Genomic DNA, 13,490 nt, shown 5'->3' with positions numbered 1-13,490 from the left:
GCGCGCTGGCGCGCCCTCGTCCATGCAAAACAGGAGACCCCATGACCCACCCCGCCATCGACTACAGCCGCTACCAGACCCTGGCCATCACGCGCCGTGGTGTGAATGACGCCGTGATCGACATCCAGATGAAGGCGCAAAACGGCAAGCTTCCGACAGCAGGGCACGAAGGGCACTGGGAGCTCAGCGAGATCTGGCGCGACATCGACAAGGATGACAGCGTGCGTTGCGCCGTGCTGCGCGGCGAGGGCCTGGGCTTCTCCGGCGGTGGCGACCTGGCGCTGGTGCAGGACATGGCCAGCGACTTCGGCGTGCGTACCCGCGTCTGGAAAGAGGCGCGCGACCTGGTCTACAACGTGATCAACTGCGACAAGCCCATCGTCAGCGCGATGCATGGCCCGGCCGTGGGTGCGGGGCTGGTAGCCGGCCTGCTGGCCGACATCTCGATCGCCTCAAAGACTGCGAAGATCGTGGACGGTCACACCCGCCTGGGTGTGGCGGCGGGCGACCATGCCGCCATTGTCTGGCCGCTCTTGTGCGGCATGGCCAAGGCCAAGTACTACCTGATGCTGTGCGAGGCCGTGAGCGGCGAAGAGGCCGAGCGCATCGGCCTGGTCTCGCTGGCGGTGGACGAAGACCAGTTGCTGCCCAAGGCCTATGAAGTGGCCGACCGGCTGGCTGCCGGCAGCCAGACCGCCATCCGCTGGACCAAGTATTCACTCAACAACTGGCTGCGCCAGGCCGGGCCGACCTTCGACACCTCGCTGGCGCTCGAATTCATGGGCTTCGGCGGGCCGGACGTGCACGAGGGCGTGGTCTCGCTGCGCGAGCGCCGCATGCCGAAATACTGAGAGGCAAGCCGCCGCTGCGCCGGGTCAGGTTTTGGCCTGCGCCTTGGCTTTGGCGGCAGCCAGCATCAGCTCGGTGTTCACCTTGCGCTCGGCGTTGACCTTCTGCACCGTCGGCCGCTCGCCCAGCAGCTTGAGGTAGTCGCGCACGGGCAGATCGGCCATGAAGTCGCGGCCGTAGATGATCTTGGTGGCGCTGGCCACCAGCTGCAGGTGCACCGCGCCGCCGCAGTCGGCCAGGGTGAAGGTGTCGCCGGCCAGGTAGGGCGAAAACTTTGCGAGCTTGGCGAAGGCGGCGATGTTCTTCTCCAGCTGCTGGCCGGTCTTTTCCTTCGCGGCGTCGCTGACCTTGCCGCCGAAGAAGGCCTCGGGATAGAGGTTGCGCGCCACCAGCTCCAGGTGAAGCTCGGTGTAACGCAGCAGCTCGCGCACCTTAGCGGCGGCAAACGGATCGGCCGGCAGCAGCGGGTGTTGCGGGTACTTCGCTTCGATGTACTCCAGCAGGACGGTGGATTCCGACAGGTTGCCTTCGTCGGTCTTGAGGTAAGGCACCTTGCCCAGCGGGCTGGCGGCAGGATCGGTCTGGCCCACCCAGGCCAGCTCTTCTTCGAAGGGAATGCCTTTTTCGAGCAGGGCGAGCTTGACCTTGTTGTAGTAGTTGCTGGCGGCAAAGCCACAAAGCTTGAGCATGGGGGTGTCTCCTGTGTGTAGTAGGTGGGGGAACGCATCGGCACCGCGCCGGAGCCGCCCCGAAGCGTAACCGCCACGCGGCCCCGCAGTGCGTCGCCGACTTGACGCAGGGCAAGTCCGGCTTCCGGCTTTTCGGCGCCTGGGCCATAATTCGCGCCATGCAAATGCTGCGCAACGCCCGCCTGATCGCCCGCCTGGTGCTGGTGTGGTTTGCGTTGTCGCTGGGCGCGGCCATTGCCTCGCCGCTGGTGGCGCCCAAGGCTTCCGAGTTGGTGTGTTCGGGCGCGTCCGTGAAACTGATTGTGCAAGGCGCCGACGGCGAGATGGCCGAAATGGGACACAGCGCACTTGATTGCCCGCTGTGCGCCGTGATGAACGCACCGCCCCCTGTGGCGAACATGGCCGTCCAGCCTCCTCATGCGCTGTCACACGCCCTGCAGCCGATCCAGGCGGCGCACATCGCCGCGCGCGTTGGCGCCCCCTGGCAGGCCCGCGCGCCTCCCGTCCTCTCCTGAACTCCTGTATTCATAGCTGACTGTGACCAGCTGACGCTGGGAATTGTCCGATTCAATCAGTTTTTCAGGAGAAAGCATGGCTTTCACCGTCCGGACCGCGTTCCGGTGGCTCCTTGTCTTCATCGTGGCTGCGCTGGCCGTGTTTATCGCCGGCTGCAACCGCGCCGGTGATGCGGCAGCGCCCGGTTTCCGCGGCATCGACCTGACCGGCGCGCCCTATGGACGCAACTTCCGCCTGACCGACGCCGATGGCCGCGAACGCACGCTGGCCGACTACAAGGGCAAGGCGGTGCTGATGTACTTCGGCTTCGTTCAGTGCCCCGACGTGTGCCCGACCGCCTTGATCCGCGCCGCCAAAGTCAAGCAGCTGCTGGGCGCCGATGGCGACAAGCTGCAGGTGATCTTCATCACCATCGACCCGGAGCGCGACACGCCGGAGGTGATCAAGGCCTACACCGCCGCCTTCGACCCGAGCTTCATCGGCCTGTATGGCGACGCGAAGCGCACGCGCGAGACGGCCGACGAATTCAAGGTCTATTACAAGCAGGTGCCCACCGGCAGCTCCTACACCATGGACCACTCGGCGCTGTCCTACGCCTTCGACCCGCAAGGCCGCCTGCGCCTGGCGCTGCGCCACGAACAGACCGCCGAAGACTATGCCCACGACCTGCGCCAGTTGCTGGCCGGGAAATAGGGCTTGAATCCCCCTTTCATCTGATCCCCATTTTTCAACCCCAAGGAGTTATCCATGAAACGTTTTGCCTTCACCCTCGCCACGCTGGCCATCGCCGCCGCCGCGCACGCTCAGGTCACCGTCAAGGACGCCTGGGTCCGCGCCACCGTGCCGCAACAGAAGGCCACCGGCGCCTTCATGCAGTTGACGGCGGCCCAGGACGCCAAGCTGGTGGCCGGCAGCTCGCCGGTGGCCGGCGTGGTCGAAATCCATGAAATGGTCATGGACAACAACGTCATGAAGATGCGCGAGGTGGCGGGTGCCCTGGCCCTGCCGGCCGGCAAGGCGGTCGATCTGAAGCCGGGCGGCTACCACGTCATGCTGATGGACCTCAAAGGCCAGGTCAAGGATGGCGACGTGGTGCCGGTGAGCCTTGTTTTCGAGGGCAAGGACGGCAAGAAACAGACCGTCGAGATCAAGGCGACGGCCCGTCCGCTGAACACCGCCGCCAAGACCGACGCGAGCCAGGGCGGCCACGCCGGCATGAAGCACTGACGCGCCTGCCGTCGCGCTCGTCCTTCCAAAGCCCCAGCCCGTGAACGCCTTGCGCCGCCGCCCCCTGTTCGCGTGGATCGCCTTGCTGGCGATCACGCTGGCGACGCTCATGCCCACGGTGTCCCGCGCGCTGGCGCGGGGGGCGGCCAGCCGGGTTTCCTGGACCGAGATCTGCACGGCCTCGGGCGCGCAATGGGTCAACCTGGACAGTGCCACCATCGTCGAGGGCGCTCAGTCCGCGGTTCCCGGTGAGCCCGGTGGCAACCCGCCCGCCCATAACCCGCTGGATCATTGCCCGTTCTGCCTGCTCGCTGCGGACCGCCTCGGCCCGGCGCCTGACGTGGCAGCCCGGTTCTTTGCTCCCGGCGATCCGGTGGCCCCGGCCATCGGGTTGCAGGCTGGCTTTCTTTCCCTGGCTCCCTTGGCGGCTCACGCGCGCGGCCCGCCCCTGAACACGTCTCCCACTTTCGTGGCCTGAACGCGCCCTGACCGGCGCGTGCGGCCGGTTTGATCTGTCCTGGCTCGTGGCGCGATGGCGTTGCGGGCTGCGTCAAGGAGCGTCGTTCGTGAAAAAAATTGAGTTGAAGTCGGTGCCCGCTGCCCGTGGCATGTCGACGGGTGTCCGCATACCCCGGGGCCAGACCCTGTTGCAGATTGGCACCGCTGGCACCGTCTGGCGCGTGCTCACCGGAGCGTTTCGCCTGGAGCGCCTGACCGGTGGCGGCCAGACCGTGGTGCATCTTGCCTTGGCGGGTGATCTGGTCGGCGTGGAGGCCCTGTGCGCCGAGCCCTATGCCTGCACGGTCACCGCGTTGGTCGACAGCGTGGCCACGCCCGAGCCCATGGTCGGTGAATCGGCACTGAGCGCGACGCTGGCCGCCGCCCTCCTGCAGCAACAGCGCCAGTCGCTCGACATGGCGCTGATGCGATCGGGCACCGCGCCGGTGCGCCTCGGTCACCTGCTCGGCCTGTTGACGAGGGCTTTCGACTTGCCTTCAGGGGGCCTGGATCGCAAAGCGCTACCGGCACTCAAGGACATGGCGCAGATCATCGACTCCACGCCCGAGACCGTGTGCCGCGAACTGACCCGCGCGCGGCCGGCGCTTGCGCGCCAGACGCCGGCACCCGCGCCCTCGGCCGGGTTGGGCGCCGTCATGCCGTTTGCGCCGCCGGGCTGACCCCGGCCTTGTCGGCTCCGCGCGGCCGGGCGCCGGTCTTGCCTTGAATGAAGGGTGCCGACGGTGGTTCGCGGTTCTTCGGAAAACTTGATCGTCTCGGGTCGCCATGCGGCGCGGGTTGGAGTAAGCTGCTCGACAGGTTCAACACAAACACCAATGGAGCAAGCCATGAGCGATTCCCCCAGTCTTGGTTTCGGCAAGTTCGTCCCCGGTTTTGACTTTCTGCAAAACCTGGCCAAGGGCGCCACGCAGAACATTCCCCAGATGCCCAACCTTGGCAACTGGGTGGCGCCCACGCTCAACGTGGAAGAGCTGGACAAGCGCATCGAGGAGCTCAAGGCAGTGCAGTTCTGGCTTGACCAGAACGCGATGGCGCTGAAGGCCACCATCCAGGCGCTGGAGGTGCAGAAAATGACGCTGGCCACGCTCAAAGGCATGAACTTCAACATGGGCGACGTGGCCAATGCCTTCAAGCTGAAGGCGGCTGACACCGTCATGTCGGGCGTGCAGAAGGTCACCGATACCGCGGCCGGTGCGGCGGGTGCGGTCTCAGGCGTGGCGGGCGCGGTGACCGGCGTGGCCTCAGGCATGGCGTCGATGGCTTCGGACGTGGCGTCGGCCGCCACGGCGAAACGCTCGGCCGCCAAGGCCGAGGCCAAGGCCGCGGCTGCGCCGGCGGGCGGGCTGGTCGATCCGCTGCAGTGGTGGGGTGCGCTGACCCAGCAATTCCAGCAGATCGCCGCCAGCGCCATGAAGGACGCGGCCAAGCAGACCGCCATGGACACCACCAAACACATGGCCACCGGCCTGGCCAAGGACGCCCTGAAGACGGCCGGCGCCGCGGTGCGGGCCCCGGCGCGCAAGGCCGCCGCCAAGAAAGCCGCCCGCAAGACGACAGCCTCCCGCGCGCGCGGATGAAACGCTTCCCCAGCGGCCACGCCACCCATCCGCAATGGCGCATGGCGGTTGCGCTGGTGCTGGCGCAGCTGCGCGCGCAGATGGCCCTGCCCGAGTACGCCAGCGCGCCCACGCTGGCGCTGCTCTACATCACCGACCACTACGCGTCCGACGCGCGCGACATCCTGGACGCCCTGGCCGCCGAGTTGCCCGAGGTCACCGACTGGGCCGGCACCGTGGGCGTGGGCCTGGCGGTCAACAACGCCGAATACTTCGATGAGCCCGCGCTGGCCGTCATGCTGTGCGACCTGCCGCCCGACCAGTACCGCGTGTTCTCCGGCGTGGCGCCGCTGGGCTTGGGCTTCGAGGCCCACACCGCGCTGGTCCATGCCGACGCCGGCACGCCCGATGTCGCCGAGCTGATCGACGAAATGGCCGCGCGAACCGACACCGGCTACCTGTTCGGCGGCCTGGCCTCGAGCCGCGCCACCGCGGTGCAGTTTGCGGTCAGCGGCGACGGCACCATCAAGGGCCATGGCGCCGCCAGCGGCGTGTTCAGCGGCGTGTTCAGCGGCGGGCTTTCAGGCGTGGCCTTTGGCGCGGGCGTGCACCTGGTCTCGCGAGTGACCCAGGGCGCCTCGCCCGTGGCGCCGGTGCGCACCATCACCCAGGTGGATGGCAGCGTGTTGCTGCAGCTCGACGGCCGCCCGGCGCTGGACGTGCTGCAGGCCGACCTGGGCATCACCATCGACCAGCCCAAGGGCCCGGGCCTGCAGGCTGCGATCGACACCGTGCGCGCCACGCTGGTCGGCCTGAGCGAGCCCGGCAGCGACGCCGTGGGCCGCAGCGGCAACTTTGGCAGCGACGTGCTGGTGCGCCACATCATCGGCCTGGACCCGGCACGCCGCGGCGTGGCGATTGCCGCCCAACCCGCCGAGGGCATGCGCCTGGCCTTCTGTCAGCGCAACGTGCAGGCCGCACGCGCCGACCTCACGCGCATCTGCGCCGAGATCCGCGAAGAACTCGAATCCGAAGACACCGCGCTGGAGGCCGCCGTTGCGCGTGCCCTGCCCGGGGCCGAACCCGAACCCCGCCCGGCCCGCACCCTGGCCGGCGCCGTCTACGTCAGCTGCGCCGGGCGCGGCGGCCCGCACTTCGGCGGCCCCGGTGCCGAGCTGCAGATCGTGCGCCGGGCGCTGGGCGACGTCCCGCTGGTGGGCTTCTTCGCCGGCGGCGAGATCGCCCGCAACCACCTGTACGGCTACACCGGGGTGCTGACGGTGTTCACGGACTGAGCGGCCGGCCGGCGGCAGCGCGATAGCCGCTGCCGGACGGGGTTGTCGAGGCACTGGCGGTCCCCCAGAGGAAATATCTCAACAAAATTGGCAACTTCCCAGCGCCGATTGGTCAGTGTTCGCTATTGAAATCAAAGTAATACGGGCCCGCGCTTGCCACCCACGCACCCTCAATTGCGCGCATCCTTGGGCCGACCGCCCTTGACGTAGTCATTCGCTGCGCCGGCAAACGCGGGGCGAGGCTGGTGGGTCAGGAAGTCCGCCACATCGATGGCCTCCTGGTCGCTCAGCGAGTTGTTCTGCCCGAGGGGCATCTTGCCCTTGATGAAGGCAGCGGCGGTGTAGGTGCGGGCCATGCCGGCGCCCACATTGAACGACTTTGGTCCCCAGACGGGCGGAAACACAAACCCGCCCCGACCGTCCGGCGTGCCGGCACCTTGCGCCCCGTGGCAGCTGGCGCACTTGGCGGCGTAGAGCTGGCTGCCGCGCGCACGGTCCGGCGTCAGCGAGGTGTCCACAGCGCCCATGCCGCGCCCCACCACGGCGCTGCCCACCGGCACGCCGGTCGAGAGCCAGCGCATGTACATCAGCATGGCGTTCATTTCCTTCGAATTCCAGGTCAATGCCTTGCCATTCATCGAGCGCTGGAAGCAGTCGTTGATACGTTCCTGGAGCGAGTCGATCTGGCCGTCGCGCGTGCGATAGGCCGGGAAGACGGCGGTCAGTCCGACGAACGGACCCGCGCCTGGCTGCGTGCCGGCGCCCAGATGGCAATTTGAGCAGTTCAGCCCGTTGCCGACGTTGCGTGGCAGTTGCGCGCGGGTGTCGATCATCAGTTGCCGGCCCAGCCGGACCGCCTCACCCTCCGGGCCAGCGGGAATCGCGCTGTCGGGCGGCACGACCAGCGGGACCGGCTCGGCCGCGAACAGCGGACCGAAGGCCAGGCATGCCAGCAGCGCGATCGTGCCGTAACGTGCATCACAAAGATTGTTTTTCATGGAGGTCACTCCTTCTGGGGCCTGTTGCCAGGCCAGTGTGTGGACGATACCGAACAAAGGGCCCGCATCGGGGCGTCCCTCGGTCCGGTTCCTCGCCTCTATTGGATCACTTGCCTTGGCCCGGATACCGGGCATTGCCTGCTTCGCATTTCAACGCCGCATCGCCGCAAACGCCTCGAACTCCCAGCTGCGCATGGCCAGCAGCAGGGTGTAGCCCTCGCGGTTTTTCTCGGGCAGTTTCTGGTCGGCCTGGTGCTGCTGGGCGAAGTCCTGCGCCACCTTCTGCATGCGCTCCAGGAACGACGGCGCCAGCGCGCGGCTGATGGAGCCGTGCACCAGCAGCAGGCCTTCGCCGGGGTGGTCGAATCCGCCGGAGAAGTAGTCCAGCACGGCGTGTTCGCGGAAGTAGTTCATCACCGGCCCATGCGGGTGCCAGCGGAAGGTCTTGGCCAGCTTGAGGCGGTAGCGGTTCAGCGCGCGCAGCTCGATGATGCCGATGCGGTCGAGCTGGGCGAAGCAGCCGATCGCCTCGGCCTCGCTGATGCGGTAGGCGGCGCAGACCTGCTCCAGCGTCCACTGGCTCAGCACGCAGATGGCGCACACCAGCAGCTTCTTGTCGGCCACCACGGCGCGTTCCTGCTCCAGCGTCAGCTCGGCCAGCAGCGGCTGGGCATCGGCCACGCGCCGCGCGAGCTCGGCGAAGTCGATCTTCAGCGCGCGGCAGATGGCATCCACGCGCGACAGCGGCAGGTCGCCCCGGGCCAGCATGCGCTTGACGCTGGACTCGGCCAGGCCCAGCGCGCGTGCCAGGTCGGCGTAGGTCATCTGGGCGGCCTTGAGTTCTTTCTTCAGGGCGGTGATCAGGTCGGCGGTGGTGCTCATGCTTGTCTCCGGGTATCAGATCGCGATACGACGAGTGGATTCTGACGGGGTCTGGCGCGTTTGTGGCGCCTTTCGGGCCGGTGACGCGGCCACACTGCCGGTCATGCAGTCCGGGCAGAATCACGGGCATCACCAGGAGAATCCGACATGGGTCCAGACAACGGCGCCTCGCCGCACGAGCATCCCAACCAGTTCGCGCTGTTGCGCCAGCGCCGGTTTGCGCCTTTCTTCTGGACGCAGTTTTCTGGCGCGGCCAACGACAACCTGTTCAAGTTCGCCTTCACGGTGATGGTGACCTACCAGCTGCAGGTGAACTGGTTGCCGCCGGCGATGGCCGGGCTGGTGATCGGTGCCCTGTTCATCCTGCCCTTCCTGCTGTTTTCCGCCACCAGCGGGCAGCTGTCGGACAAGGTGGAGAAGACCACCATGATCCGCTTCGTGAAGAACTTGGAGATCGTGATCATGCTGATCGCAGCCTACGGCTTCCTCACCGGCACGGTGGCAGTGCTGCTGCTGTGCACCTTCCTGATGGGGCTGCACTCCACGTTGTTCGGGCCGGTCAAGTTCGCCTACCTGCCGCAGGTGCTGGGCGAGCGCGAGCTGACCGGTGGCAACGGCATGGTGGAGATGGGCACCTTCGTGGCCATCCTGCTGGGCAATGTGGTGGGCGGGCTGATCGTGGCGATTCCCGAGACCGGCCACCGCGACGTGGCCATCGCGTGCGTGCTGGCGGCGGTCATCGGGCGGGCGGTGTCGCAGTTCATCCCGCGTGCGCCGGCCACCGACCCGGGCCTGGTCATCAACTGGAACCCGTTCACCGAAACCTGGCGCAACCTGAAGCTGGCCCATGACAACATCGTGGTGTTCCGCTCGCTGCTGGGCATCAGCTGGATGTGGTTCTTCGGCGCGGTGTTCCTGAGCCAGTTCCCGGCCCTGGCCAAGGGCGTGCTGCATGGCGACGAGCATGTGGCCTCGCTGCTGCTGGTGGTGTTTTCGATCGGCATCGGCATCGGCTCGCTGATGTGCGAGATGCTGAGCCGCCGCCATGTGGAAATCGGCCTGGTGCCGCTCGGCGCCATCGGCATGAGCGTGTTCTCGATCGACTTGTACTTTTCCTCGCGCGGCCTGCCGCCGTCGGACCTGCTGACGCTGGCCGACTTTGTGGCCAGGCCGGCGCACTGGCGCGTGATGGCCGACCTGCTGCTGCTGAGCCTGTTCGCCGGCCTGTACAGCGTGCCGATGTACGCCCTCATCCAGCTGCGCAGCCAGCCCACGCACCGCGCGCGCATCATCGCGGCCAACAACATCCTGAACGCGCTGTTCATGATCGCCAGCTCGCTGATCGCTGGGGCGCTGCTGACGGCGGGCTTCACGATCCCCGAGATTTTCCTGGTCACCGGCGTGGCCAATGCGGTGGTGTCGTTCTACATCTTCCTGGTCGTGCCCGAGTACCTGCTGCGCTTCGTGGCCTGGGCGCTGTCGCGCTTCGTGTATCGCTACCAGGTCCGCGGCGACGAGCACTTTCCGGTGCAGGGCGCGGCCGTGCTGGCGTGCAACCACGTGAGCTATGTCGATGCGGTGCTGCTGATGGCGGCCAGCCCGCGGCCGATCCGTTTCCTGATGGACCACCGCATCTTCCGCGTGCCGGTGCTGGGCTGGCTGTTCAAGCTGGCCAAGGCGATCCCGGTGGCGCCGCGCAGCGAAGACCCGGCTGCCTACGAGGCCGCCTTCGAGGCGGCCGCGCAGGTGCTGCGCGAGGGCGACCTGCTGGGCATCTTCCCCGAGGGGGGCATCACCCGTGACGGCGCGCTGCAGCCGTTCAAGGGCGGCATCGTCAAGCTGCTGGAACGCGCGCAGGCCGATGGACTGGCGGTGCCGGTGATCCCGATGGCGCTGACCAACCTGTGGGGCTCGTTCTTCAGCCGCATCGAGCAGGTCAACGGCGAGCGGGTGGCCATGGTGCGGCCGTTTCGGCGCGGCTTATTCAGCCGCGTCGGGCTGAACGTGGGCCCACCCTTGATGCCCGACCAGGTGCAGCCCGACGCGCTGCGCGCGCGCATCGAAGGTTTGCTGGCGTCCTGAACGCATCGAAATTCGGTACTTCAAGGCCTGCTTTCCGATATTTGGTTTGTTTTCAGGCCCTTGAAGGGGTTGTGCGGCGCAGACTCGCGGCCGTGTTCAACCCCTCGATGAGGTCTGCCATGACATCCCTGATGAAACAACGATTCCGGGCCGGCGCGCTGGCGCTGGGCTTGCTGGCCACCGTGCCCGCGCAGGCGCGAAACGATGCCTCGGCCTATAGCGCCCTGTCCGCCCTGCCGCTGGCGTCGGTAGCGGCAGTGGGCGGCGCGGCGGTGGCGGCGCCGGTGTTGCTGTCCACTGCCGGCACGCTGCTGGTGGTCAAGGGGGTGCAGGCCTCCGCCCAAGGCACGGTGTTCGTGCTGGAGCGCGCCGCCGACGGCGCGCAGGCCAGTGTCGAGGTCGCGGGCCGTGCAGCCGCCGGCTCGGCGGTGACGGTGAGCGTGATCGGCGCCGGCGTGTTGCTGTCGGCCGGCGGCGAGGTCATCGCCTTCATTCCGAACAAAGTGGGCCGCGCGTTGCTGCACCATGAGCGATTGAGCAGCTGAGGACGCCGCGCCATGACTCCCCGTGCTGATTTCGCCGCTCGCACGCCTTCGTTGCGCGCCCTGTGGCTGACCCTGGCGCTGGCTGCGGCGATGGTGCTGGCGGCCCCGGCGGCGCGTGCCGGGCGTTCCTGCGAGGCGCATGCGCTCACCCCGCAGTCCGTGGCGCGCGGCCTGCAACTGGCCGAGCGCACCCAGCAGGCGCTGGACGCCAGCGGCGCGCAGGTGGTGCTGCTGGCCCGTGCCGGGCAGGACCTGAGCCGCTATGGCGTGCGCTGGTCGCACCTGGGCATTGCATACCGCCAGCCGGACGCCGCCAGCCCCGGCGGCTCGGTCTGGCGGGTGCTGCACAAGCTCAACCAGTGCGGCAGCGCGGAGGCGGCGGTGTACCGCCAGGGCCTGGGCGACTTCTTTCTGGACGACCTCTGGCGCTTCGAAGCCGCCTGGGTGGTGCCCACGCCCGAGGTGCAGCAGCAGCTGCTGGCCCTGCTGCTGGACGGGTCGGATGTCCGTGTACCGCGCGCCCTGGCCCTGCACCACAAGCCCTACAGCATCGTGAGCTACGCCTGGAGCCAGACCTACCAGCAGTCCAACCAGTGGGCCATCGAGACGCTGGCGCTGGCGATGGAGCCGTCCATCGGCGCGCCGGGCGAGCCGATGGTCGCCAGCCGCCAGCGCGCCCAGGCCTGGCTGCAGTTCAAGGGCTATGCACCGGCGGCGCTCACGATCGGGCCGCTGACCCGCCTCGGGGGCCGCATGACGGCAGCCAACGTGGCCTTCGACGACCACCCGAACGAGAAGCGTTATGCCGACCGCATCGAGACCGTCACGGTGGAGTCGGTGTTCGCCTGGATGCCCCGTTCCGGCCTGGGCGCCGCCCCGGTGCGGCTGGCGCTGCCCTGAGACGCCGGTTTTGAAGAAAATAGGCACGATCCCAGCGTGGAATGGTCGTTTCAAGCTATCGAATCAAGAGTAAAGTCAAACGGTTCCGAAAAGGTAGGTCATCATGAGCAAAGCCCTTCGCCTGTCCGAGAAATGGTTTCACCGCGGCCTGTGGGTCGTGGCCTTGGTGTTTGCCGGCTTTCTGATCGGCCTGGGGGGCACCATCGTGGGCGATCTGCCCAAGGTGGAGCAGCGCGCCACGCTGGACGACTTCATGGACCGTGCCGCCGCCACGCAGGCGCGCCAGACGGTGAAGGACGCCACCCGCGCCGGCCAGCAGGCCCGCGAGGCGCTCGATCAGGCGCAGCTCAAGCTCAAGATCGCCCAGGCCGACAGCCAGAGCGCGCGCGAGACCTTCGGCAACTGGCTGGCCACGCGCCGCGCCACCGAGCGCCCCGAGCAGGACCGCGAGCTCATCGAGCGCACCGCGCGCCTGGACGCCCTGAAGGCCGCCGAGCGCAGCGCGCAGGCCGCCGTGGAGGCGCAGCAACAGGCCATGCTGGACGCGAGCCAGGCGTTGACCCGTGCCCAGGCAAGGCTGCGCGACATGGAGCGCGACGCCCAGGACGCCTTGCGCAAGGCTGAGCGCGCCCAGGAGCTGCGCGTGTTCCTGTACCGGCTGGCGCTCACGCTGCCGCTGCTGGTGGCCGCCGGCTGGCTGTTTGCCCGTAAGCGCCAGAGCACCTGGTGGCCGTTTGTCTGGGGATTCATCTTCTTCGCGCTGTTCGCCTTCTTCGTCGAACTCGTGCCCTACCTGCCCAGCTACGGCGGCTACGTGCGCTACATCGTCGGCATCGTCATCACCGCCTTGGTCGGTCGCTACGCCATCCTGGCGCTGAACCGCTACCTGGAGCGCCAGAAGCAGGCGGAAACGCTGCCCGACGCCCAGCGTCGCCAGGAGCTCAGCTACGACGTGGCGCTGGCACGGATGGCCAAGGGCGTGTGCCCGGGCTGCGAGCGCGTGGTGGACCTGAAGGACGTGAAGAACGACTTCTGCCCGCACTGTGGCATCGGCCTGCACGACCACTGCGGGCATTGCCAGGCCCGCAAGAGCGCCTTTGCGCGCTTCTGCCATGCCTGCGGCACGGCGGCGCGGACAGCCAGCGCCGCCGCCCCCAACCCCTTAGTCTGAGGGCTGCGCGGTCGAAGGCGGCTCAGCCCCGGTCCCCTGCCCGCCGCCAGACCCGCCAGCGCCGGCGGATGCGGTGCCGGACCGCCCCGATGGCGCGCCACGGCCGGGACGCGCGCACGCGCTCGAGCAAGGCGGTTTTCCAGCGGGTCCAATGGCCATGCAGCGCCGCGAACCAGTCCAGGCGCATCAGGGCGGGCCGGGTCAGCGTGAACAGCCGGGCCACCACGGCGGTGCCGACGAGCTTGGCCACCACGATCACCA

15 protein-coding genes and 1 pseudogene are annotated in these 13,490 nt (G+C 68.1%); 12 read left to right on the top strand and 4 right to left on the bottom strand.

Features of this window, described 5'->3' with window-relative positions:
- Positions 1-41: 41 nt before the first annotated feature.
- Entirely contained in the window at positions 42-851 is an 810-nt protein-coding gene (locus ACMUOY_RS12805) for an enoyl-CoA hydratase/isomerase family protein (protein ID WP_413893110.1), read from the top strand.
- 24 nt (positions 852-875) lie between these two features.
- On the opposite strand, the gene ACMUOY_RS12800 is transcribed toward ACMUOY_RS12805, so the two are convergent.
- Positions 876-1,538, bottom strand: coding sequence for a glutathione S-transferase (locus ACMUOY_RS12800; RefSeq protein WP_413893109.1), 663 nt, complete (start codon positions 1,536-1,538; stop codon positions 876-878).
- 158 nt (positions 1,539-1,696) lie between these two features.
- Between ACMUOY_RS12800 and ACMUOY_RS12795 the strand changes: the two genes are divergently transcribed.
- The 7 genes from ACMUOY_RS12795 to ACMUOY_RS12765 all read left to right on the top strand — a co-directional run bounded on the left by ACMUOY_RS12795 (position 1,697) and on the right by ACMUOY_RS12765 (position 6,651).
- Complete coding sequence (locus ACMUOY_RS12795; RefSeq protein WP_413893108.1) at positions 1,697-2,053, top strand: DUF2946 domain-containing protein; 357 nt, start codon at positions 1,697-1,699, stop codon at positions 2,051-2,053.
- A 76-nt stretch (positions 2,054-2,129) separates the two neighbouring features.
- Positions 2,130-2,747, top strand: coding sequence for an SCO family protein (locus tag ACMUOY_RS12790; protein WP_413893107.1), 618 nt, complete (start codon positions 2,130-2,132; stop codon positions 2,745-2,747).
- Between the two features lie 54 nt (positions 2,748-2,801).
- On the top strand, positions 2,802-3,281 hold the full coding sequence (locus ACMUOY_RS12785; protein WP_413893106.1) for a copper chaperone PCu(A)C: 480 nt from the start codon (positions 2,802-2,804) through the stop codon (positions 3,279-3,281).
- Between the two features lie 40 nt (positions 3,282-3,321).
- Positions 3,322-3,759: a DUF2946 domain-containing protein gene (locus ACMUOY_RS12780; protein WP_413893105.1), complete on the top strand. Its 438-nt coding sequence runs from the start codon at positions 3,322-3,324 to the stop codon at positions 3,757-3,759.
- Positions 3,760-3,847: 88 nt separating this feature from the next.
- Positions 3,848-4,459, top strand: a complete 612-nt coding sequence (locus ACMUOY_RS12775; protein ID WP_413893104.1) for a Crp/Fnr family transcriptional regulator — start codon at positions 3,848-3,850, stop codon at positions 4,457-4,459.
- A 168-nt stretch (positions 4,460-4,627) separates the two neighbouring features.
- The gene (locus ACMUOY_RS12770; RefSeq protein ID WP_413893103.1) at positions 4,628-5,377 is read left to right on the top strand and encodes a PhaM family polyhydroxyalkanoate granule multifunctional regulatory protein; all 750 of its coding nucleotides are present in this window, start codon (positions 4,628-4,630) and stop codon (positions 5,375-5,377) included.
- Positions 5,374-6,651, top strand: a complete 1,278-nt coding sequence (locus ACMUOY_RS12765) for an FIST C-terminal domain-containing protein (protein WP_413893102.1) — start codon at positions 5,374-5,376, stop codon at positions 6,649-6,651. The genes ACMUOY_RS12770 and ACMUOY_RS12765 overlap by 4 nt, the downstream gene beginning before the upstream one ends.
- A 170-nt stretch (positions 6,652-6,821) precedes the next feature.
- On the opposite strand, the gene ACMUOY_RS12760 is transcribed toward ACMUOY_RS12765, so the two are convergent.
- Together ACMUOY_RS12760 and ACMUOY_RS12755 are read right to left on the bottom strand one after the other, a co-directional pair.
- On the bottom strand, positions 6,822-7,649 hold the full coding sequence (locus ACMUOY_RS12760) for a c-type cytochrome (RefSeq protein WP_413893101.1): 828 nt from the start codon (positions 7,647-7,649) through the stop codon (positions 6,822-6,824).
- A gap of 150 nt (positions 7,650-7,799) precedes the next feature.
- Positions 7,800-8,531: a helix-turn-helix domain-containing protein gene (locus tag ACMUOY_RS12755; protein WP_413893100.1), complete on the bottom strand. Its 732-nt coding sequence runs from the start codon at positions 8,529-8,531 to the stop codon at positions 7,800-7,802.
- Between the two features lie 147 nt (positions 8,532-8,678).
- On the opposite strand from ACMUOY_RS12755, the gene ACMUOY_RS12750 reads away from it, so the two are divergent.
- From ACMUOY_RS12750 to ACMUOY_RS12735, 4 genes are all read left to right on the top strand, one after another.
- Positions 8,679-10,613: an MFS transporter gene (locus tag ACMUOY_RS12750; RefSeq protein ID WP_413893099.1), complete on the top strand. Its 1,935-nt coding sequence runs from the start codon at positions 8,679-8,681 to the stop codon at positions 10,611-10,613.
- Between the two features lie 131 nt (positions 10,614-10,744).
- Positions 10,745-11,158 carry a hypothetical protein gene (locus tag ACMUOY_RS12745; RefSeq protein WP_413893098.1) on the top strand — a complete coding sequence of 138 codons (414 nt, stop codon included), beginning with the start codon at positions 10,745-10,747 and terminating at the stop codon, positions 11,156-11,158.
- 12 nt (positions 11,159-11,170) lie between these two features.
- On the top strand, positions 11,171-12,058 hold the full coding sequence (locus tag ACMUOY_RS12740) for a DUF2145 domain-containing protein (protein WP_413893097.1): 888 nt from the start codon (positions 11,171-11,173) through the stop codon (positions 12,056-12,058).
- Positions 12,059-12,161: 103 nt separating this feature from the next.
- Positions 12,162-13,229 carry a serine endopeptidase gene (locus ACMUOY_RS12735; protein ID WP_413893096.1) on the top strand — a complete coding sequence of 356 codons (1,068 nt, stop codon included), beginning with the start codon at positions 12,162-12,164 and terminating at the stop codon, positions 13,227-13,229.
- Positions 13,230-13,251: 22 nt separating this feature from the next.
- Here ACMUOY_RS12735 and ACMUOY_RS12730 read toward each other — a convergent pair.
- Positions 13,252-13,490: pseudogene (locus tag ACMUOY_RS12730) on the bottom strand (hypothetical protein); the annotation flags it as partial.

The sequence above is a fragment of the Candidatus Skiveiella danica genome (assembly GCF_022705245.1).
Classification (GTDB): domain Bacteria; phylum Pseudomonadota; class Gammaproteobacteria; order Burkholderiales; family Burkholderiaceae_C; genus Skiveiella; species Skiveiella danica.
This window is presented reverse-complemented; position numbering and strand designations above follow the sequence as displayed.

Coding starts and splice junctions, on each gene's coding strand:
- ACMUOY_RS12805 (WP_413893110.1), top strand. CDS start 42: ATGACCCACCCCGCCATCGACTACAGCCGCTACCAGACCCTGGCCATC.
- ACMUOY_RS12800 (WP_413893109.1), bottom strand. CDS start 1,538: ATGCTCAAGCTTTGTGGCTTTGCCGCCAGCAACTACTACAACAAGGTC.
- ACMUOY_RS12795 (WP_413893108.1), top strand. CDS start 1,697: ATGCAAATGCTGCGCAACGCCCGCCTGATCGCCCGCCTGGTGCTGGTG.
- ACMUOY_RS12790 (WP_413893107.1), top strand. CDS start 2,130: ATGGCTTTCACCGTCCGGACCGCGTTCCGGTGGCTCCTTGTCTTCATC.
- ACMUOY_RS12785 (WP_413893106.1), top strand. CDS start 2,802: ATGAAACGTTTTGCCTTCACCCTCGCCACGCTGGCCATCGCCGCCGCC.
- ACMUOY_RS12770 (WP_413893103.1), top strand. CDS start 4,628: ATGAGCGATTCCCCCAGTCTTGGTTTCGGCAAGTTCGTCCCCGGTTTT.
- ACMUOY_RS12765 (WP_413893102.1), top strand. CDS start 5,374: ATGAAACGCTTCCCCAGCGGCCACGCCACCCATCCGCAATGGCGCATG.
- ACMUOY_RS12760 (WP_413893101.1), bottom strand. CDS start 7,649: ATGAAAAACAATCTTTGTGATGCACGTTACGGCACGATCGCGCTGCTG.
- ACMUOY_RS12755 (WP_413893100.1), bottom strand. CDS start 8,531: ATGAGCACCACCGCCGACCTGATCACCGCCCTGAAGAAAGAACTCAAG.
- ACMUOY_RS12750 (WP_413893099.1), top strand. CDS start 8,679: ATGGGTCCAGACAACGGCGCCTCGCCGCACGAGCATCCCAACCAGTTC.
- ACMUOY_RS12745 (WP_413893098.1), top strand. CDS start 10,745: ATGAAACAACGATTCCGGGCCGGCGCGCTGGCGCTGGGCTTGCTGGCC.
- ACMUOY_RS12740 (WP_413893097.1), top strand. CDS start 11,171: ATGACTCCCCGTGCTGATTTCGCCGCTCGCACGCCTTCGTTGCGCGCC.
- ACMUOY_RS12735 (WP_413893096.1), top strand. CDS start 12,162: ATGAGCAAAGCCCTTCGCCTGTCCGAGAAATGGTTTCACCGCGGCCTG.